Below are 20,318 nucleotides of genomic sequence, written 5' to 3'. Positions count from 1 at the left end.
TATACTATTACAATCACAAACGAATGAAGGCAAAATTAAAAGACCTAAGCCCGGTGGAATACCGAACTCAAGTCTTAAAAGTTGCATAAAAATATTTGTCTAACTTTATTGGGTCAGTTCAGACTTTCTCCACTTGCTTTTTTGGTTATTCAGATAGAGAACAGCTTCTTATAAAACATTAAAATATCTTGCTTCTGGATGGGCAAAGACAATGGCCGTAACCGATGCCTCGGGCTCCATCATGAAACCATCTGTCAGTTCAATCCCGATATCCTGTGGTTGAAGAAGTTGAAAAAGCTTTGCTTGATCTTCTAAATCAGGACAAGCAGGGTAACCGAATGAAAAGCGTTGACCTTGATATTTTGCGGCAAATCGCTGCTGCATTGTCATGCTTGCAGGATCTGGGAACCCCCATGCATCTCTCATTTGTCGATGAATCAATTCGGCAAAGCCCTCAGCAGATTCAAGTGCTAACGCCTGTAAGGCATGGGATTCTAGAAATCTTCCTGCACCTTTCAGTTTCTCTGCTTGTTCGCGAATTCCTCTTCCGGCTGTGACGGCGAAAAATCCAACGTAATCAATCTCCCCGCTATCCACTGATTTGATATAATCAGCAAGGCATAAATAAGCACCTTTCTGCTGACGGGGGAAATCAAATGTTTCGATTATACGTTCGCGATTAGTTGAGTCATAAATATAGATTTTATTGCCATCAGATTGGGCTGGGAAAAATTGATAAACAGCTCTAGGTTTAATCCAACCATTTTTCTTCGCTTCGTAAATAAGTTGATTAACTGTATCATTTACCTTGTGCGCTTTTTCATCATTGCCAGCCAATAACTTATCAATTTTTCCTTTTACTCCGAGGTGATGGCCAAGTAACATTTGCCTATTGATATATGGTTCAATATGGTCTAAAGTATAGCTCTTCAATAAATGTCTTTCCAGATCACGCGGAATATGAACAGGGACAGTTGTTGACACTTTCATTTTTTCCATAACGGCTGTTGTAACAGGGCGTTCGAATGTAAGAGTATTGGTCGCCTCTAAAATCTTTTCTTTCTTTTTCTCTAACAGCAGTAGCTTTTCTTCTTGATTTTGTATTTGATTAGCTAAAGATAAACCATTCATCGCATCTTTTGCATAAAGCACAAGACCATCATACTCTTTCGAGATCTTTGTATCGGTGAACTTTCTTGAAAGAGCTGCACCACCGACTAAGATCGGTATATTGATCCCAGCCTGTTTTAGATCATGGGCTGTTATGACCATTTGTTGAGCAGACTTTACTAATAGGCCGGACAAGCCGACTATATCGGGTTCCTCCTTTTTTACCGCTTCGATTAATGTCGAGGGTGCTACCTTAATTCCTAAGTCGATAACCTCGTAGCCGTTATTGCTCAAGATGATGTCGACTAAATTTTTACCAATATCATGAACGTCTCCTTTAACGGTCGCCAAGATAATTTTTCCTTTATTTGAGCTTGTATCATTTTTTTCCATAAAAGGTTCTAGGTAAGATACTGCTGCTTTCATCACCTCGGCACTTTGCAAAACCTCGGCGACAATTAATTCATTATTGTTGAAGAGGCGGCCAACCTCTTTCATTCCATCCATTAAAGGTCCATTGATGATTTCTAACGGTGTGGGGAATGTTTTTAAGGCATTATCTAAATCTTTAAGCAATCCTTCCTTAGTACCTTCAATTACATAGTATGCCAATCTTTTATCAAGGGGCATATTTGGAGTCGAGCTCCTGATTTCTTTTTTCTTATCTCGATAGAACTCTGTAAAGGTAGCTAAAGATTCATTTGTCGTCTCAAATAACAGTCTTTCCGCAAGTGCGACTTCATCCTTTGAAATCGAGGCAAAGCGTTCAAGCTTTTCCGTGTTAACGATCGCGTAATCAAGACCGGCCTGTGTGCAATGATAGAGAAAAACAGAATTTAAAATTTCTCTCCCGACTGGGGGTAAACCGAAAGAAACGTTGCTGATTCCTAAGATCGTTAATGCTTTAGGGAATTCTTCTTTAATCATGCGTATTCCTTCAATTGTTGCCTTAGCAGAACCTATATATTGCTCATCACCTGTACCTACAGGGAAGACAAGGGGGTCAAAAATAATATCCTGTGGTGCGATTTTATATTTGTGGACAAGAAGCTCGTAAGAACGTTTAGCAATTTCAAGCTTCCGTTCCGCTGATACCCCCATTCCTTTTTCATCTATCGTTCCGACGACAACTGCTGCTCCAAACCGATGGACAAGCCTTGCGACCGATTCAAAGCGCTCCTCGCCATCTTCTAAGTTAATGGAGTTGATTATTGCTTTACCTTGGGAATAGGCAAGGGCTTTTTCAATGACTTTATCATCTGTTGAATCAATGACAAGCGGTGCCTTAATTTTTTTTGTTACTTCTTTTAAAAAGTTTTCCATATCCTCAAGCTCATTACGATCCGGATCCGCTAAGCAAATGTCGATCACATGGGCCCCACCTTTAACTTGTGCTCGTGCGATTTCAGCAGCTTCCTCAAATTTTCCTTCAGAAATAAGGCGTTTAAATTTCCGCGAGCCGATGACATTTGTCCTTTCCCCAACCATAATAGGACGGAGGGTAGGATCGTCATAAATAAAGGGTTCAATCCCTGATACCATATGATAGTCCGTGCGGGCTGGCCTCCTAGGTTCATGACGCGTCATTTCTTCAGCAATTGCCTTAATATGTTCAGGTGTTGTGCCACAGCAGCCCCCGACTATATTTAACCAACCTTCTGCCGCAAATCCGCCTAGTTTTTTGGCAAGCGACGCTGGTGTTTCATGATAATTGCCATTTTCATCAGGTAGACCAGCATTAGGATAACAGCTTACTGCTGCAGTGGATAGCTGTGCAAGTGAGCGGATATGATCTTGCATAAATTCAGGTCCGGTTGCACAATTGAGTCCAACAGCGAGGGGGTTCATATGTTCAACAGAGATGTAAAATGCTTCGATTGACTGTCCTGCCAGAGTTGTCCCCATCGGCTCGATTGTCCCAGACAGAATGAGCGGTAACTCAATATGCCGCTTCTTAAATGCTTCTTGGATGCCTAGAAAGCCAGCCTTTACGTTTAGAAGATCTTGGCTTGTTTCAAGTAAAAGAATATCCACATTGCCATCGATGAGGCCGAGCGCTTGCTCTTCATATGATTTTTGCAGTTTTTCAAATGATGTTCCGCCAGTAACTGATAGTGTTTTAGTTGTCGGTCCCATTGAACCTGCGACAAACCTTGGCCAATCGGGGGTCGCTATTTTGTCGGCTGCTTTTTTGGCGATGAGTGCAGCTTGTCTGTTTAGTTCATAAGCTTTATGTCCAAGCTCATACTCGTCTAGTACAATTTCAGTAGCTCCAAATGTATTCGTTTCAATAATATCTGCACCTGCTTGTAAATACTGAAGGTGAATCGATTCAATAACATCAGGACGGGTAATATTCAAAATTTCATTGCAGCCTTCAAACTCTTCACCACCAAAATCGTTTGCCGTCAATGAAGCCTGTTGCAGCATGGTTCCCATTGCTCCGTCCATGATGAGAATTTTTTTCGTTAATTGCTTATTGAGTAATGCTTTTGACATTTTGCTTCCTCCTCGATATCCTGTTGCTACTTTCGTTAGTATAGCGAGCAAGCTCAACAGTCAGTTCATAACGTAAAAAAGGTGTGATTAAATAAATCCCATTAAATAATTCTGTCGCTGCATTGATTAAATCTTTCGTGATTGCAACACCTTCACGAGCTGCTTCTACCGGATTATTCGCTAATGATGCCATTGTATCACGAATATTTTGCGAAATTTTGATTCCGGGTACTTCATTGTGAAGAAATTCAGCATTTCTGCTACTTGTTAATGGCATCAACCCTATATAAATAGGGGTGTCTAAATGTTTAGTTGCTTGATAAACCTCGATTAATTTTTCTTCTGAATAGATCGGCTGAGTAATAAAATAGTCAGCACCATATTGGATTTTCTTTTCCATCCGTTCTACTGCTTTTTCCAGTGAACGAACATTTGGATTGAATGCTGCAGCAACAGAAAAGGCTCCCTTTTGTCCCAAATCTTTCCCTGAACTTGATAAACCGTCGTTAAATTGTTTAATCATTTGTATTAATTCAAATGAAGAGACATCGTAAACGGAAGAGGCACCAGGGAAATCGCCAACTCGTGCTGGATCGCCGGTCACAGCAAGTACATCATGCAGTCCTAGTGTGTGAAGTCCCATTAAATGGGATTGCAAACCAATAATATTTCGATCACGACAGGTGATATGCACTAAAGGACGCATGCCAACCTTTGTTTTTGTTAAGTATGCAAGAGCAGAATTTTCAATTCGAGGTGAGGCAAGGGAGTTATCTGCCAGTGTAATGGCGTCAATGCCTGCAGCTTTTAATTCTTTTGCCCCTTGAAAAAATTTTTCCGTGTTGAGTTTGCGCGGCGGATCTAACTCAACGATAACCGATGCTCTTTCTTTGACGATCGTTTGCAGAGGCACCTCATTTCGAACGGCTGTTTGCACGATCTTAGTGGAGGATTGCTTTTTTTGTTTAATGATTTTTTCGGTTACTGGAGTAGCACCCTTCAATTCCTCTGCAAAAGCACGTATATGCGCAGGTGTTGTACCACAGCATCCTCCAAGCAATCGCACCCCTTGTTCCTGAAAAGCTTTTGCTGAACTTTTGAAGTAGTCTGCATCGCCTTCATAATGGAATTTGCCATCTGTATAAGTTGGAAGACTAGCATTTGGAAATGCAGATAGAAAAGCTTTGCTAGGAATCTGCACTTCTTCTAAACTTTTAATCATATGATGAGGGCCAATTCGGCAATTTAAACCAACAACATCTGCACCTAATCCTTCGAGTTTCGCAAAGGCATCGTTAATAGCTGTTTGATTTTGCATGACGCCTGGTTCTTGAACGGAAACCTGTGCAATGATTGGGAGGGCTGTTTCTTTTCTAGCAATGGTTAATACTGTTTCAATCTCTTCAAGATCGTAAAAGGTCTCAAGCAGGATTCCATCTACATCCTCTAGCAGCAGACAATAAAGTTGTTCTCGAAAGCTGCGCTTAATTTCCTCAAGGGAGAGCGCCTTTGGATTTACACCACGGTTTCCACCCATTGTGCCAAGGACATAAACATCTTTTTGCGCCACTTCTTTGGCAATTCTTACTGCAGCGCTATTTATTTCCTTAACAGAGTCTTCTAAACCATATCTTTGAAGTTTTAAAAAATTGGCTGCATACGTATTTGTTTGGATAATATCTGAACCAGCTTCAATATAAGCTTGATGGATTTTTGTGATTTCATCTGGGTGTGAAAGGTTTAATTCTTCGAAGCAGCTATCTGTCCCATAGGAGTATAGAAGGGTCCCCATAGCACCATCTGCAATGAGAATTTCACTTTTTAGTTTTTCTAGGAAACTCATATTCTTACTCCTTTTTTATTTAATTGGTGAATAGGCATAGGTTAATGCCGTAGTAAAATCATTAATTAAATCGTCCGCATGTTCTAAACCAACAGACAATCTTAGTAAACTATTGCTGATTCCCCTTTTTTCTCGTTCTGCTTTTGGCATCGCTCCATGCGACATCTTCGCGGGGTATGAAAGGATTGATTCCACCGCTCCCAGGCTAACTGCAAAAACGGGAATTCTAACATTTTCAACGAATTTTTTAGTCAGTTCTTCTGATTCAAGTTCAAAAGATAAAACAGCCCCCGCGTTTAAAGCTTGCTTTTTTTGCAATTCATATTGGGGATGCTCTTTTAAACCAGGATAATAAACATTCTTTACTGAATCGTGCTGGCGGAAAAAGTGTGCCAATTTAGTAGCTGTTTTGACCGATTGCTGTAATCGAACTGATAATGTCTTAAGACCGCGCATTACTAACCAACAGTCCTGAACGCCGAGTACAGCCCCGAAGGAATTTTGTAAAAAAGCAAGTCGATTTGCCAATTCTTCATCTCTTACAACAGCGACACCTGCAACCACATCACTGTGACCGGATAAAAATTTTGTAGCACTGTGGAGGACGACATCCGCCCCTAATTGCAAAGGCCTTTGTAAGGCAGGAGTTAGGAAAGTATTATCGACAAATGTATATGCCCCATGTTTTTTGGCGATCAGACTGATTGCTTTAATGTCTGTAACTTTTAACGTTGGATTTGAAGGAGTTTCGACATAAAATACTTTCGTATTTGCTTGAACAGCCTTCGTGACGGCATCGAGATCAGTCATATCGACAAATGTATACTCAATGCCAAAGCGTGAGAGAACCTCTGTTACCATGCGATAGGTTCCGCCGTATACATCCTCCGTCATGACGACATGGTCACCTTTGGATAGGAGGAGAAAGGCGGTTGAAATGGCAGCCATTCCAGAAGCAAATGCAAACCCACGAGTACCACCCTCTAAATGAGCTAATTGCTCCTCGAGAGCTTCCCGTGTAGGATTCAAGCTGCGACCGTAATCATACTTTCCGTAAGTGTCAAAGCTTGATTGATGGAAGGTTGAGGCATGCTGAATGGGGACGCTGACAGCTCCAGTTGTAAGATCAAATTTTGAGTTATTGTGAAGCAACTTCGTTTCAAAAGAGTAACAACAGTCTTCGTTCATCGTACTACCTCCTGTTTGGCTTTTATGAATGCTTGCTGTAAATCATTTTTTAAATCATTGCTATGCTCTAATCCGACTGAGAAGCGCAGTAAACAATTATCTACCCCTGTTTCAAATCGAATCTTTTCGGGAATATCTGCATGGGTCTGTGTAGCAGGATAGGTGATAAAACTTTCAGTTCCACCTAAGCTTTCAGCAAATGTGATTAATTGCAAGTTTTGCAAGAAAGGATTCACCCATGCTTCATGTTGAATTCGAAATGAAACCATTCCTCCTCGTCCTGGGTAAAGGACATTTGTCACGGCGTCATGTTCTAACAGAAAGCGGACAAGCTCTTTTGCATTTTGCTCATGTTTTTCCATTCTTAGGGCTAGCGTCTTCATTCCCCGCATTAACAGCCATGAATCGAAAGGGCTTAGAACTGAGCCATTGCCATTATGATAGAAAGCTAGAGACTCGCAAAGTTCTTTTCCTTTCGCGACAATCAATCCGGCCAAAACATCATTGTGTCCGCCTAAATATTTGGTGGCACTATGGATGACGATATCAGCACCATCTCTAATCGGTTTTTGAATATAAGGAGTGTAAAACGTATTGTCGACAATTACTAAAAGTTTGTTTTCTTTTGCTATTTTTGAAACTGCCTTGATATCGGTTTGTTCCATAAGGGGATTTGTAGGTGTCTCAATAAAGATAGCTTTTGTTTTTTCGGTAATATATTCCTGTATATTGGCAACATCGCTCGTATTCACATATGTTGCTTTAAGGCCCCATTTCTTAAAGTTCTCCTCAAGAATACGGTATGTACCGCCATATAAATCCTTTGCGACAATCCATTCGTCTCCTGATTGAAAGAGAGAAAGTACTGTCAAAATAGCCGCCATTCCAGAACTACAGGCGAACCCGCCATCACCTTCTTCAAGCTCGGCTATCGTCTGTTCTAAAATTTGTCTTGTTGGATTTCCAGTTCGGATATAATCGTAGCCGCTTGATTGACCAATTCCTTCATGACGATAGGCGGTAGAAAGATAAATAGGAGGATTTACTGTACCTGTTGTTTTTTCACTGCGATTTCCGATTTGCGCCAATTTTGTTTCGAGTTCATACATAAGATAACACTCCTTAAGTTCATAAAATTTGCTTGTAATATGTCTGTATGCATCTTAAACAAAGACTTTGTTAAACAGAATTGTTGATAAAGCGATTTTGGCTTATTTCTTGTGAAACTTTGATTCGCACGCCCTTTTATTTCTATTGAAAGGTCTTATGAGAGAGAAAATGAGCTGAAAATCAACTCCGGCATATAACAAAGCCAAACAAAAAAAGTCTTCTATAAGAAGAAGACTTTTCATAACGGATATGAGCCATTCTTCTTATCTTCCAAGTTTATTTACAAAACTTGCAGGAATTAGCACCTTGCAATAAATACTTGCAGGTTGCTGAGGTTTCATAGGGCCAGACCCTCAACCTCTCTTGATAAGAAATTAAATTCAATTTTCTAAAATTTACTACAATAAACCAATAAAGTCAATGAGAAATTATTTCAGAGTGTAGACAAAGTCAAAAATAAAAAAAATCAGTTAAAACGTTTGATTTCGAGGCGCGAAGCCTTGGGAGGAGCGAATAGGTAATGAGCACCGGACAAGACGAGCAACGAAGAAAGCGAGCGTTTGCGGGCAGCCTGATTTTATTCCTCTTCAATTAAGTTTAAGATTGGGACAGTCTGTTCATATTCAGGATTTTGCTTCGAATAAATTCTCGCTGTTTTTGTTTGTTCATCAACATGTTGGATGATCACTGGAAACCCTTCATATGTGACGTTATGAACTTCAGCACTTTCTGCTATTTCCTTTGCACGACCAATATTCACGCATCGTTCATCTCCTTGATTTATATTCATTCATAATTTGCCTATTGATGAGGAAATTTATCCAATGATGTAATAATTTAAACGGGTGTTAAAATTTTATTACAATAGGTAATTGCCTAGCAAAAGTTTTTACTGTTTGCACAGTTAAAACCTTTGTAGTTCTTACATGAACGTGTTAGAATAGCCTTGAAAACGTTATATCCTCTGAAAAATAATATTATTCTAACATTTGAGTTTATCAATGGAGGAGATAGAGGATAAAGTGATCAATTTCTTAAAAGATTTTGGAGGTATTTCACATGAGGAAGCCATCAGATGGTCAAGGACCAGTATGGCAAGGATTTCACGGACCGAATTTAGGATATGTCATAGAGATGTATGAAGCCTATTTAGAAAATCCTGATTCAGTGGACGAAGAGATAAAAGCATACTTCGCAGAAAATGGACCACCTACATTGGAAAAGAATGAGATTGCACATTCCGAATCTAATGTAATTCAAGTTAGCACACCGATTGAAAAAATATTAGCAGCAGCCAATCTCGCTGACAAAGTCAGGGGCTATGGCCATTTAGCAGCTGATATTTACCCCTTGAAAAATCAAGAACCTGATAAAGAATTAATCGAAATGGAGTATTACGGACTAACGAAACAAGATCTAGAGGAAATACCAGCTCATTTTATCTCAACGGATATTCCACACCATCTAAAAAATGGTTATGATGCAATTGAGTACTTGAAAAAGGTATACACCGGAAAAATTGCTTTTGAAATCCGACATGTTAATAATAATCAAGAGAAAATGTGGATTCGCAACAAAATTGAAAGTGGGAGTCTGCTTCCATCATTAACTGCTGATAAAAAGAAAAAAGTGCTGAAACGCTTAACAGAGGTCGAGGAGTTTGAAAAATTTATCCATAAAACCTTCGTTGGCCAAAAACGCTTTTCTATAGAGGGCCTGGATTCATTAGTTCCTTTAATCGATGAAATTATTTTGGAAACGGTTGAGAACGGTGCCTCAACAATTAATATTGGAATGGCTCATAGGGGGCGTTTGAACGTTCTTGCTCATAATTTAGGAAAGCCGTATGAAATGATTTTTGCAGAGTTTCAGCATGCACCAAATAAAGAATTAGTGCCTTCAGAAGGCTCGATTGGAATTAATTTTGGGTGGACAGGAGATGTAAAATATCATCTTGGTCTTAATCGTGAATTACCTGAAATGAATCAGCGCAAAGCGAGAATTACATTGGCGAATAATCCGAGCCATCTTGAATTTGTTGGAGCTGTAGTGGAAGGATTTACCCGTGCTGCCCAAGATAATCGTACAGACAAGGGGTATCCGAAAGAAGATTTAAGCTCGGCATTGGCTATTCTTGTCCATGGTGATGCCGCATTTCCTGGACAAGGAATTGTAGCTGAAACGTTAAATTTAAGCCGCTTAAAAGGATATCGTACGGGTGGTACGATTCATGTCATTGCCAATAACTTGATTGGTTTCACTACTGAGAGAACGGATTCTCGTTCCACGAGGTATTCGAGTGATTTAGCTAAAGGCTATGAAATGCCGATTTTACATGTTAATGCTGATGATCCAGAAGCGGTATTGGCCGCAGCACAATTTGCCTGTGAATATCGTGAAACGTTTAAAAAGGATGTTCTAATTGATCTCGTCGGCTATCGCAGGTTTGGCCATAATGAAATGGATGAACCGATGACGACAAATCCGTTAATGTACCAACTTATTCAAAAACACCCAACTGTGAAGAATCTATACGCACAAAAATTACTTCAGGAAGGTATTCTTACACAAGGCGAGCTTAAACAGCTCGAAAGTGAAGTAAGTACTAGACTTCAGGAAGCATATGAAAAAGTGCCGGAAAAAGAGGAAAAAGAAGGAGATCCTAAACCACCTGAAACTGTGGAGAAAGGAATTTCTAGGATGAAAACAGGGGTTCCTCTTGAAAAGCTACAGAAAATGAATGAAGAGCTTTTACAATGGCCGGCAGGATTTCAAGTATTCAGCAAATTAAGTAGAATTTTAAAGAGACGCCTAGATGCATTTAAAGATAATGGAAAAGTCGATTGGGGCTTAGCCGAGACGCTTGCTTTTGCCTCCATAATCGCTGATGGAACTCCTGTGCGCCTTTCAGGTCAGGATTCAGAGCGCGGTACATTTGCTCATCGAAATATCGTTTTATATGATCAGAATACAGGGGAAAAATTTTCTCCATTGCACCGCTTATCAGATGCGAAGGCTTCTTTTAGTGTCTATAACAGTCCGTTATCAGAAGGTTCCGTGCTAGGTTTTGAATACGGATACAATGTTTTTGCGCCTGAAACATTAGTTATATGGGAAGCGCAATTTGGCGATTTTTCTAATGCCGCACAAGTTATTTTTGACCAATTTATTTCATCAGGAAGGGCGAAGTGGGGTGAAAAATCGGGACTCGTTATCCTTCTTCCTCATGGATACGAGGGCCAAGGACCAGAGCATTCTAGTGCCCGTATGGAAAGATTTTTAACGCTGGCAGCGGAAAATAACTGGACAGTTGCTAACCTAACGTCTGCCGCACAATACTTTCATATTTTAAGAAGGCAGGCTGCAATTTTAAATAAAGAGGAGGTACGCCCTCTTGTCATCATGACGCCAAAAAGCTTGCTGCGAAACCCTAGAGTAGCATCGCATCCAAGTGCCCTGAGTAAAGGAGAATTCCATTCAATTATCGAGCATAAAGCGACTGGGCCAAAGGCTGATAAGATCGAGCGCGTAGTTTTGGGAACAGGGAAAATGATTATCAATCTTCTTGAACAGCTAGATACTGTAGAAAATACGGAATGGCTCCATGTGGTCAGTGTGGAAGAAATTTATCCTTTTCCAATGGAAAGTCTGAAAATGATTTTGGATAAATTTCCTAATTTAAAGGAAATTGTTTGGGTCCAAGAAGAACCGAAAAATATGGGAGCGTGGACATTTGTTGAACCCCGTATTAAAGAAATAGCGGCAAGCAATATTGAAGTGCACTATGTTGGGCGACGTCGCCGTTCAAGTCCGGCTGAGGGAGATCCTGATGTTCATAAGATGGAGCAAGCATGTATTATTGATAAAGTAATCACCCGTTTTTGAAGAAGGAGGAAATTAAGGTGGCGGAAATTCGAATTCCAGAGTTAGCAGAATCAATTACAGAAGGAACTGTAGCTGGATGGCTAAAAAAAGTGGGCGACAAAATTGAAAAAGGCGACTATTTAGTTGAATTAGAAACTGATAAGGTCAATGTTGAAATCATCTCTGACTACAGTGGGATCTTGACTGAAATGAAATATAATGAAGGGGATACTGTTAATGTCGGAGAAGTGATTGCTATCGTTTCAGAGGAGGGAAAGGAACCAGCTCCTGTCTCTGTTCAAGAAACGCACGTTGAAGAAAATATACAAGAGCAGCCAAATTCAGCATTAAAAGAAGAAAAGAAGGAACGCCCAATCGCATCCCCATCGGCACGGAAACTAGCAAGAGAAAAAGGCATTGATTTAAGTCAAGTTCCAACAGTTGATCCGTTAGGACGAGTACGTGCTCAAGATGTTCAAGGATTTCAACATGAACAACCGAGGGCTGCTACACCAGCACCGGTGCCTGCAGCAAGGCAAGAGATAGTGAGCGATGATAAGCCAGTGGAACGAATTCGCATGTCCCGCAGAAGACAAACGATCGCTAATCGCTTAGTGGAAGTACAGCATACAGCGGCTATGCTGACTACTTTTAACGAAGTTGATATGACAAATGTATTAAATTTACGCAAGCGCCGGAAAGATAAATTTTTGGAAGAAAATGATGTAAAGCTTGGTTTTATGTCATTTTTTACAAAAGCAGTCGTTGCCGCATTAAAGAAATCACCGCTATTGAACGCTGAAATACAAGGTGATGAAATTGTTCTGAAAAAGTTTTATGATATTGGAATTGCTGTCTCCGCTCCGGAAGGACTTGTTGTACCGGTCGTGCGCGACGCAGACCGAAAAAGTTTTGCGGAAATTGAGAAAGACATTTTAGCGCTTGCTGATAAGGCTCGTCAAAACAAACTTGCCCTTACCGATCTGCAAGGTGGTACCTTTACGATTACAAATGGTGGAGTGTTCGGTTCTTTGCTCTCCACACCAATCTTAAATGGACCACAGGTTGGAATTTTAGGCATGCATTCGGTTAAACTTCGTCCAGTTGCCATAGATGAGGAAAGGATGGAGAATCGTCCGATGATGTATATCGCCCTTTCTTATGACCATCGAATCGTCGATGGCAAAGAGGCGGTTACATTTTTAAAGCGAATTAAAGAACTTATCGAGGATCCTGAATCATTAATTTTTGAATAGGCATTATTCAAAAACAGCCACCGTTGCAAAATGTGCACGGTGGCTGTTTTTTGTTTCCAAAATATTATACATTATCATTCTTAATCCTTAAAAGGCTTTAGTCCACGTTTTCTAATTTCATCTTTCAAAATTTTTGCCCATTCCTTATCCTTTTCCGACTTCAATGCATCGCGATACGAGACGATTAACAATTCATTACTCATAATCTTCATTGTGCATACCTCCAGGTAAAAGGATTGTAAATCTATGTTTATTCATTGTAAAGGATCTTTGCTGCTTTGAAAAGACATTTCGCGAAATTTTCGAAAAATAATGTAGACTGAAATTTTTTCAACCTTTAGATGTAGCTCTGTTCGTTCTTACTCCCAATGTAGCGGAAGTAATGTAAAGATATGATGGATGTATAAGGGAGGATGGAGAAATGAATTATGATTATTATATCCGGACAGAGCTGGCGAAAATAAAAGTGATTGAACTTAGACAGATTTCATATAGGTATTCAATCTTAAAGAAAGAGCAGGGACGAAATCTTATCCAAAGCTTGATAGAGTTGTTCTGGAATTAATGGATTTGCTATAGCTATGAAAGACAAGCGGAATCTCTTCAGTTAAAATAGAGATGTCAGAAAAGTCTTGAAGTTGTAGGAGGTCGTTGAGATGAAGGTTTTTGTATACGGCACATTAAGGAAGCATGAAGGAAATCATGCGCTATTAAAAAGCGCTGTTCTTATTGCCCAACAAGCGTGGATATATGGAGAGCTATTTGATACTGGATATGGTTACCCAGCGATGAAACGCTCCGAACAAGGGAAGGTATATGGAGAATTATATGAAATCGATCAAGCGATTTTATCGAAATTGGATGATCTTGAAGAGTATAAGGCTGACAGGGAGGATAATTTATATGAGCGAATGGAAGCACAAATCTTTACGGATAATGGAGAATATTCCGGCCTTGTCTACATAGAGAAAAAGGAAGGTTTAGGTAAAGAACTGATCCCACATGGAGATTGGAAATTATATCAACTGTTAAACAAAAAACCAGCTTCCATTTATTACTTTGCTTATGGATCTTGTATGGACGTCGAAAGGTTTGAGAAAGCACAAGTCGCTCACCTTTTTGAAAAAGTGGCAGGAGCTTGTAAACTGGAAGGCTATTCTATGAAATATTTATTTAGCGCAAATGATGGAGGACGGGCTGATATTATTGAAGATGGTGGTGTGACGGAAGGGATTTTATATGATATTCCTTTTCAAGGATTATACTATCTTTTTGATAGGGAAGGCTTTAATTTGGGGTGGTATCGGCCAACATTTGTTGATGTGAAAATGAGTGAAACACTGATTCCGGATGTTTTAACTTTTCATGTATATAAGAAACAACCAGAGTCGGCTCCGCCACTTCACTATGCAAAAGAAATTCTTCGCGGCTCTAAAGGGAGAGTGAGTCCAGGATATTATCAGAAATTGGAGGAAGAACTTGTCAGACTCGGATGTAAATTGTAATTTTTTCTGAGAAAAATGTTTCATGCAAGCATAAGGGTGGTAAAAAGGAGTAACACCATCTCAGAAAGAAGGTGCTCTTTATGAATACATTTATTGAGAATCGCTATTATGAAGTGGTCTACGAAAATAAATGTTATCAATTTCTTGAATTCATTAGACTAGATACAATTTGCGAAAAAACATATGTAACATTAAAAAATGTCCTTACAGGCGAATTTTTCACTTTTGATGAAGGTAAAATCATGAAAATACGAAAAAAGCTTACTCATTAAGGGTGTTTTTGTGTGAATTGAGCACAGTGTTCTTTTCTCTGTTTGTTTTTCTATTGAGCATTTGTTTTGAGAAAAGTATCTTCATTATCAAAAAGAGTTGCACCACTCAAAGTATATTTCTATAATAATGTAGGAATAAACAATGAAGGAGTATAGAATGAGACATCTAACTTGGAATAATTCGGAAACAATCAAAATGGTTAAGTGTATTCATACAAATGCTGAAAAGTATATTGTGAGTCGTGCGTTAACAGTCGGCCAATCTTATGAAGTTAAAAATGAAACAGAGGAATTTTACTTTATTGTCGACAATAGTGGAAAAGTTGGCGGATTTTATAAGGATTATTTTGAGGAGATTCATAAGTAAGGTTGTTATTTTATATGGAAGCCGATATCCTTCTGGGACCAATAAAAATAACAAATAAAATGCCCATTAAATTGCACATAAAAAACTGCGCTTTTATAAAAAATCGCAGTTTTTTGTTGACTTTTTGCTCATGTTCTCTCCGATCATTTCATGGAATCAGAGGACCTTTCCGCCATGCTGAAAGACGTTGAAACCATGGTTTCACATGAAATGAGCACAAAATCAGTAGTATGGTTTTAATAATTTGATTCAATATATAAGAACTACGGGGAAATATGGATTTATACATTGTCTATGAACCAGATGAAGTGAACGCAAGTAGGACTGTTTATGCAGATCTCACAGATGTTGAAATTGAGAAAACAGATTGTCTAGAAGATGTTAAAATATATTATGATAATTTAGAATGAATAATTGCGTTATGGAAATGTGATGTTTTTATTTTCAACATAGAGGTGGATATTTTGAAGGCTTATCTATATGTCGGAATTGGCGGGGCGGTTGGAAGTTTATTGCGATATTTCGTTTCATTCATAACGCTCTATTTTTTTGGAAATGCTTTTCCATACGGTACCGTCGCAGTAAATTTGTTAGGAGCCTTCCTTTTAGGGTGGTTCACATCCCATATACTTTATCAGACGAATCCTTCGTTAGCTACTGGAATTGGAACAGGAATGATTGGTTCTTTTACTACTTTATCGACGTTAAGTGTAGATGTTTTATTTTTATGGGAAAATGATGCAATCATGGCTCTGCTCTTATACGTCACGATTAGTATGATTGGTGGTCTCTTTTTTGCATACGCAGGGTTAAAAATTGGACAAAAGCAGGTGGATTCTTAATGATCGGATGGGGATTTGTTGCTGTTGGTGGCTTCTTCGGTGCGATAAGTAGATTTTGGATTGGAAATGTTGTAAAAAGGCTAAAGCTGACGAAGCTGCCACTAGCAACCTTAATTGTCAATCTAATCGGCTCATTTTTTCTTGGATACTTATTTGCAGGAGTTTCTGAACATATATATTCATTATTTGGTGTTGGTTTTTTGGGGGCCTTTACCACCTTTTCAACAATGAATGTAGAGGCCATTCAATTGTTAAATGGAAAACACATCTTTACAGGAGTTTTTTATTTAGGAATTACGTACCTAATTGGTGTGCTGTTGGCTTTTTATGGCTATTTCCTGGCAATAAATTAAGAGGGTGTCTGAAAGACACCCTCTTAATTTATTGTTGATTTGTGACAGCAATCGATTCCTCTTTTTTATATAAATATTTAGCTATTAATGTTTGAACAATTAGAAAGCTTCCACCAATCGCCCAATAAAGAGGAAGAGCAGCAGGAGCATTTAATGAAACAAAAACGATCATGACAGGTGAAAGTAATCCCATTATTTTCATTTGCTTTTGCTGTTCTTTCGGCATATTTGCTAAGGAAACTTTAAACTGCAAATAGTAAACAATACCAGCAATCGCTGTTAGCCAAATGTCCGGTTGTCCAAGGCTGAACCATAAGAAAGAATGGCTGGCTATTTCAGCAGAACCTCTTATTGCATAATAGAATCCGATCAAAATAGGCATTTGAATCAAGAGCGGCAAGCATCCTATCGATAATGGATTAACATTATGTTTTTTATATAGAGCAAACATTTCCTGCTGAAGCTTTTGCTGTTCAGCCACGTCTTTTGTTTTCTTTAGCTTTGTTTGAATGGCATCAAGCTCTGGTTTCATCGCATCCATTTTTATTTTCATGGACCGCTGTTTTTTTGTTTGTTTAAGCATCATTGGCATAAGGATAAGGCGAATAATCAATGTGATAAAAATAATCGATAAACCGAAATTTCCTCCAAATAAATTGGCCGTAGTATGAATTAAATTTTCAAAAGGCAACACAACAAAAGTGTGAAAGAAACCTACATTATTTCCGTTCTGGGCAGAACAAGCTGATAAAAAAATAACCGTAAACAATAATACAATCAATATTTTTAATTTATATTTCATTCTGAACCTCCAGTATGAGTACTAGTCTGCTATGAATAATGAAATAGCATGACTGTCGTCCTCATCTGGGGCTCCTGTTTTTTTTCTAATATATCTCATAACCCAAATCAAGATATAATGAAAGGATGGATTTGCATTGAAAAAATGGGTGTCAACAGGAAGCAATCCATGTTCATTATCTAGTTGATGGGAAGCGATAAATTGATATTCGATATTCCAGATCCATATTAGATCGAGCAATATAAGGAATAAGCCGGCATACATCGTATAAAGTGCCGAAAGGCTAATAAAATCAAACAAGGATTCTAGCATAAGTTCACCTCGATAATTGGAAGCACCATCTTTCAGTATAAGAGGTGAAAGATGTAAATGCAACTTAACTATTTATACGATTTACTTTAGAAAAGGTTTCATGCTTTATTTTGGTCATGCGTTTATTCCTCTTTAATGTTAATCTGCTCAATCGTTAAAGAGAGCGCTGTATATCCGTTTTTGCTGTAAAAAGCAGTTTCGCTTGAATCAATCGTTTTCTAATAAGAACGCCGAGCCATGAAGCAAGTCCAGCTTTGATCATTCCAACTAACAAAAACGGTATAAAGCCACTGGTAAAAGCAGCAGTCCAAGATAAAGCTGCTGAAATCTTTAACCATATTGTCCCAAAAAATAAGGTGATGAGCATCCCGATTATATTAGCGATAAGTGCATGTTTAAAAGTAAAGCCTAGCTTTTCTAAATATATGCCCATGATAAAAGTGGCAGGAAGAAATCCAACTAAAAATCCCCCTGTCGGTCCGATAAGTTTTGAAATTCCTGCTGAGAACTCAGCAAAAACAGGTACTCCTGCAGAACCAATTACTAAATACAAGAGAACCGATAAAGTTCCATATTTTGAACCTAAAATAGTTGCGGCCAGCCCAATTGCTAATGTTTGTCCAGTAATGGGAACAAGTGGGAGCGGAATGGTTAACTGTGCCATAATTCCAATGATTGCTGCAAAAAGAGCAGTTAAAATCATCGATCTTAATTTGATTTGTTCCTTATTCATCATATGCTCCTTTCAAATGTTAACTTGTTTTTAATTTTGGTTTACATATAGACTATAAGGTTTACAGAAATATTTGTCAATCCAATTATCGTTAGTCAGGAATGATTGTGAAAACTTCTTAAATACGTTAAAATGATTTACAAAACATGATTGGGGAGGGAAAGCTTTGAAAAAAGCGTTAATAAATATCGATTATACTGTTGACTTTGTCACTGGAGCTTTACCTTGTGGAGAGCCCGGCGAGAAAATAGAAGGAGAAATTACAAAAATAACAGAGAATTTTATTAACCAAGGTGAATTGGTTGTTTTTGCTATCGATTTACATAAAAGAGATGACCGTTATCATCCAGAAACGAAGCTATTCCCGCCACATAATATTGAAGGTACAAGTGGTCGTGATTTGTTCGGAAGTTTAGAAAAACTCTATCATGATAACAAAGAGCTTGAAAGTGTTTATTGGATGGATAAGACTAGATATAGCGCCTTTGCGGGAACTGATCTTGAAATTAAATTAAGAGAAAGAGCAATTACAGAACTACATTTAGTTGGTGTTTGTACAGATATTTGTGTTTTGCACACTGCTGTTGATGCATATAATAAAGGTTTTAATATAACTGTCCATGAAAATGCTGTTGCAAGTTTTAATGAGGTAGGACATAGGTGGGCGTTGGAACATATTAAAGGTTGTTTAAATGGTAAAATCGTATAGTTTTAACGATGAATCGATTGCTTCATATATGTCATTTGGCAATCGAATTGGAGAAGAAGGAAGGACAAAGTTTATGAGTAACCACTATCGTGATGATAGCTTAACTTTACATACCGATTTATATCAAATTAATATGGCTGAAACATATTGGGAAGATGGAATTCATAATCGAAAAGCTGTTTTCGAGGTTTACTTCCGCAAGCTTCCATTTGGAAATGGTTATGCTATTTTTGCAGGGCTTGAACGAATTATTGAATATATCCAACAATTTCGCTTTACAGATAGCGATCTTGAATATTTGAAAAATGAGGCCGGTTATGGAGTCGACTTCCTCGAATATTTGAGAACGTTGCGTTTTACTGGGAATATCCGTTCTGTTGTGGAAGGAGAAGTTGTTTTTGGCAATGAACCATTAATTCGCGTTGAAGCCCCTTTGGCAGAAGCTCAACTAATTGAAACAGCGTTGCTAAACATTGTGAATTACCAAACATTGATTGCAACAAAAGCTTCTCGAATCAAACATATTGTTGGTGACGAAATAGCGATGGAATTTGGAACGAGAAGAGCACATGAACTCGATGCTGCTATTTGGGGAACAAGAGCTGCTTTTATCGGTGGTTTTAATTCCACTTCCAATGTTCGTGCCGGAAAAAAGTTTGGTATTCCCGTATCGGGTACGCATGCCCATTCGTTAATTCAAGCTTATAAGGATGAATACACTGCTTTTCATAAGTATGCACGCCGTCATAAGGACTGCGTCTTTCTTGTTGATACATATGACACGTTAAGATCAGGGGTACCAAATGCGATAAAGGTTGCCAAGGAATTAGGCGATAAAATTAACTTTGTCGGAATTCGTTTGGATAGCGGTGACTTAGCATATCTTTCAAAAGAAGCAAGAAGGATGCTTGATGATGCTGGATTCCCAAATGCAAAAATTGTTGCTTCCAATGATTTAGATGAGTACACAATCATGAACTTAAAAGCACAGGATGCGAAAATAAACGTTTGGGGGATCGGAACGAAATTAATTACTGCTTACGATCAGGCTGCTTTAGGTGCTGTTTATAAATTAGCTTCGATAGAAGATGACAATGGTGAGATGCAGGATACAATCAAAATTAGTGGTAATCCAGAAAAAGTGTCAACACCTGGCTTAAAAAGAGTATATCGCATTATCAATAGTATCAATCATAAATCAGAAGGGGATTATATTGCCTTAGAGGACGAAAATCCGCAGGAAGAAGAACCGTTAAAAATGTTCCACCCTGTTCACACTTATGTAAGTAAATTTGTTACCAATTTTGTGGCAAAAGAATTGCATCAGGATATTTTTGCAGGAGGAGAGCTTGTTTATCAGTCTCCGTCTATCTGGGAAATACAACGCTATGCTGATGAAAATCTTGAACTCCTGTGGGAGGAGTATAAACGAACATTAAATCCCGAAGAATATCCAGTCGATTTAAGTCAAAAATGCTGGGACAATAAAATAAAGAACATTCAAGAAGTCCAAGCGAAGCTGAAAAAGGACGCTTTTTTAAAATAAGGAGCTT

Annotated in this window: 19 protein-coding genes and 1 riboswitch; of the genes, 10 read left to right on the top strand and 9 right to left on the bottom strand. The window is 38.6% G+C overall.

The window, feature by feature from the left end:
- The coding region (locus FCJ93_RS23360) for an IS3 family transposase (RefSeq protein ID WP_137743979.1) at positions 1–89 on the top strand (89 nt) is incomplete at its 5' end.
- Positions 90–168: 79 nt separating this feature from the next.
- On the opposite strand, the gene metH is transcribed toward FCJ93_RS23360, so the two are convergent.
- From metH to FCJ93_RS23335, 5 genes are all read right to left on the bottom strand, one after another.
- On the bottom strand, positions 169–3,609 hold the full coding sequence (metH, locus tag FCJ93_RS23355; RefSeq protein ID WP_137744806.1) for a methionine synthase: 3,441 nt from the start codon (positions 3,607–3,609) through the stop codon (positions 169–171).
- Complete coding sequence (locus FCJ93_RS23350) at positions 3,587–5,452, bottom strand: bifunctional homocysteine S-methyltransferase/methylenetetrahydrofolate reductase (RefSeq protein ID WP_137744805.1); 1,866 nt, start codon at positions 5,450–5,452, stop codon at positions 3,587–3,589. The genes metH and FCJ93_RS23350 overlap by 23 nt, the downstream gene beginning before the upstream one ends.
- 15 nt (positions 5,453–5,467) lie before the next feature.
- Positions 5,468–6,640: a cystathionine beta-lyase gene (gene metC, locus FCJ93_RS23345; RefSeq protein WP_095306233.1), complete on the bottom strand. Its 1,173-nt coding sequence runs from the start codon at positions 6,638–6,640 to the stop codon at positions 5,468–5,470.
- Positions 6,637–7,749: a methionine biosynthesis PLP-dependent protein gene (locus FCJ93_RS23340; protein WP_095306232.1), complete on the bottom strand. Its 1,113-nt coding sequence runs from the start codon at positions 7,747–7,749 to the stop codon at positions 6,637–6,639. Before FCJ93_RS23340 ends, metC begins: the two co-directional genes overlap by 4 nt.
- A 261-nt stretch (positions 7,750–8,010) precedes the next feature.
- A riboswitch (SAM riboswitch) is annotated at positions 8,011–8,123 on the bottom strand.
- A gap of 204 nt (positions 8,124–8,327) precedes the next feature.
- A complete protein-coding gene (locus FCJ93_RS23335; RefSeq protein WP_095306231.1) occupies positions 8,328–8,510 on the bottom strand; it encodes an H-type small acid-soluble spore protein in 183 nt (60 codons plus the stop codon).
- Between the two features lie 299 nt (positions 8,511–8,809).
- Here FCJ93_RS23335 and FCJ93_RS23330 point away from each other — a divergent pair, with 299 nt between their 5' ends.
- A complete protein-coding gene (locus tag FCJ93_RS23330) occupies positions 8,810–11,635 on the top strand; it encodes a 2-oxoglutarate dehydrogenase E1 component (RefSeq protein ID WP_137744804.1) in 2,826 nt (941 codons plus the stop codon).
- A 17-nt stretch (positions 11,636–11,652) separates the two neighbouring features.
- Positions 11,653–12,870 carry a 2-oxoglutarate dehydrogenase complex dihydrolipoyllysine-residue succinyltransferase gene (odhB, locus tag FCJ93_RS23325; RefSeq protein ID WP_095306229.1) on the top strand — a complete coding sequence of 406 codons (1,218 nt, stop codon included), beginning with the start codon at positions 11,653–11,655 and terminating at the stop codon, positions 12,868–12,870.
- A gap of 80 nt (positions 12,871–12,950) precedes the next feature.
- On the opposite strand, the gene sda is transcribed toward odhB, so the two are convergent.
- Positions 12,951–13,082, bottom strand: coding sequence for a sporulation histidine kinase inhibitor Sda (gene sda / locus FCJ93_RS23320; protein WP_095306228.1), 132 nt, complete (start codon positions 13,080–13,082; stop codon positions 12,951–12,953).
- Positions 13,083–13,526: 444 nt separating this feature from the next.
- Between sda and FCJ93_RS23315 the strand changes: the two genes are divergently transcribed.
- From FCJ93_RS23315 to FCJ93_RS23295, 5 genes are all read left to right on the top strand, one after another.
- Positions 13,527–14,375: a gamma-glutamylcyclotransferase gene (locus FCJ93_RS23315; RefSeq protein WP_095306227.1), complete on the top strand. Its 849-nt coding sequence runs from the start codon at positions 13,527–13,529 to the stop codon at positions 14,373–14,375.
- Positions 14,376–14,455: 80 nt separating this feature from the next.
- Positions 14,456–14,647: a hypothetical protein gene (locus FCJ93_RS23310; protein WP_095306226.1), complete on the top strand. Its 192-nt coding sequence runs from the start codon at positions 14,456–14,458 to the stop codon at positions 14,645–14,647.
- Between the two features lie 157 nt (positions 14,648–14,804).
- A complete protein-coding gene (locus FCJ93_RS23305; protein ID WP_095306225.1) occupies positions 14,805–15,014 on the top strand; it encodes a DUF6501 family protein in 210 nt (69 codons plus the stop codon).
- A gap of 455 nt (positions 15,015–15,469) precedes the next feature.
- Entirely contained in the window at positions 15,470–15,856 is a 387-nt protein-coding gene (gene crcB, locus FCJ93_RS23300; RefSeq protein ID WP_235879577.1) for a fluoride efflux transporter CrcB, read from the top strand.
- On the top strand, positions 15,856–16,209 hold the full coding sequence (locus tag FCJ93_RS23295) for a fluoride efflux transporter FluC (protein ID WP_095306223.1): 354 nt from the start codon (positions 15,856–15,858) through the stop codon (positions 16,207–16,209). The genes crcB and FCJ93_RS23295 overlap by 1 nt, the downstream gene beginning before the upstream one ends.
- A 28-nt stretch (positions 16,210–16,237) precedes the next feature.
- Here the strand turns inward: FCJ93_RS23295 and yidC are convergent, their stop codons facing one another.
- From yidC to FCJ93_RS23280, 3 genes are all read right to left on the bottom strand, one after another.
- Entirely contained in the window at positions 16,238–17,011 is a 774-nt protein-coding gene (yidC, locus tag FCJ93_RS23290) for a membrane protein insertase YidC (protein ID WP_095306222.1), read from the bottom strand.
- A gap of 21 nt (positions 17,012–17,032) precedes the next feature.
- On the bottom strand, positions 17,033–17,323 hold the full coding sequence (locus FCJ93_RS23285; protein ID WP_137744803.1) for a hypothetical protein: 291 nt from the start codon (positions 17,321–17,323) through the stop codon (positions 17,033–17,035).
- Between the two features lie 154 nt (positions 17,324–17,477).
- Positions 17,478–18,056, bottom strand: coding sequence for a biotin transporter BioY (locus FCJ93_RS23280; RefSeq protein WP_095306220.1), 579 nt, complete (start codon positions 18,054–18,056; stop codon positions 17,478–17,480).
- Between the two features lie 166 nt (positions 18,057–18,222).
- Here FCJ93_RS23280 and FCJ93_RS23275 point away from each other — a divergent pair, with 166 nt between their 5' ends.
- Together FCJ93_RS23275 and FCJ93_RS23270 are read left to right on the top strand one after the other, a co-directional pair.
- Positions 18,223–18,765 (top strand): cysteine hydrolase family protein, encoded by a 543-nt coding sequence (locus FCJ93_RS23275; protein ID WP_095306219.1) that lies wholly within the window; start codon positions 18,223–18,225, stop codon positions 18,763–18,765.
- A gap of 73 nt (positions 18,766–18,838) precedes the next feature.
- Positions 18,839–20,311: a nicotinate phosphoribosyltransferase gene (locus tag FCJ93_RS23270; RefSeq protein WP_137744807.1), complete on the top strand. Its 1,473-nt coding sequence runs from the start codon at positions 18,839–18,841 to the stop codon at positions 20,309–20,311.
- The last annotated feature ends 7 nt before the right edge of the window (positions 20,312–20,318 follow it).

This window comes from Robertmurraya siralis, from assembly GCF_005502275.1.
In the GTDB taxonomy this organism is placed as follows: domain Bacteria; phylum Bacillota; class Bacilli; order Bacillales; family Cytobacillaceae; genus Robertmurraya; species Robertmurraya siralis.
Note: the sequence above shows the minus strand (reverse complement) of the source record. Positions and strands in the feature narration are given on the sequence as shown.

Excerpts from the sequence above, each read along its gene's own strand:
- sda (WP_095306228.1), bottom strand. The coding sequence starts at position 13,082 with ATGAAGATTATGAGTAATGAATTGTTAATCGTCTCGTATCGCGATGCA.
- FCJ93_RS23315 (WP_095306227.1), top strand. The coding sequence starts at position 13,527 with ATGAAGGTTTTTGTATACGGCACATTAAGGAAGCATGAAGGAAATCAT.
- FCJ93_RS23330 (WP_137744804.1), top strand. The coding sequence starts at position 8,810 with ATGAGGAAGCCATCAGATGGTCAAGGACCAGTATGGCAAGGATTTCAC.
- metH (WP_137744806.1), bottom strand. The coding sequence starts at position 3,609 with ATGTCAAAAGCATTACTCAATAAGCAATTAACGAAAAAAATTCTCATC.
- FCJ93_RS23270 (WP_137744807.1), top strand. The coding sequence starts at position 18,839 with ATGAGTAACCACTATCGTGATGATAGCTTAACTTTACATACCGATTTA.
- FCJ93_RS23285 (WP_137744803.1), bottom strand. The coding sequence starts at position 17,323 with ATGCTAGAATCCTTGTTTGATTTTATTAGCCTTTCGGCACTTTATACG.
- metC (WP_095306233.1), bottom strand. The coding sequence starts at position 6,640 with ATGAACGAAGACTGTTGTTACTCTTTTGAAACGAAGTTGCTTCACAAT.
- FCJ93_RS23295 (WP_095306223.1), top strand. The coding sequence starts at position 15,856 with ATGATCGGATGGGGATTTGTTGCTGTTGGTGGCTTCTTCGGTGCGATA.
- FCJ93_RS23305 (WP_095306225.1), top strand. The coding sequence starts at position 14,805 with ATGAGACATCTAACTTGGAATAATTCGGAAACAATCAAAATGGTTAAG.
- FCJ93_RS23280 (WP_095306220.1), bottom strand. The coding sequence starts at position 18,056 with ATGAATAAGGAACAAATCAAATTAAGATCGATGATTTTAACTGCTCTT.
- FCJ93_RS23350 (WP_137744805.1), bottom strand. The coding sequence starts at position 5,452 with ATGAGTTTCCTAGAAAAACTAAAAAGTGAAATTCTCATTGCAGATGGT.
- FCJ93_RS23340 (WP_095306232.1), bottom strand. The coding sequence starts at position 7,749 with ATGTATGAACTCGAAACAAAATTGGCGCAAATCGGAAATCGCAGTGAA.
- yidC (WP_095306222.1), bottom strand. The coding sequence starts at position 17,011 with ATGAAATATAAATTAAAAATATTGATTGTATTATTGTTTACGGTTATT.
- FCJ93_RS23310 (WP_095306226.1), top strand. The coding sequence starts at position 14,456 with ATGAATACATTTATTGAGAATCGCTATTATGAAGTGGTCTACGAAAAT.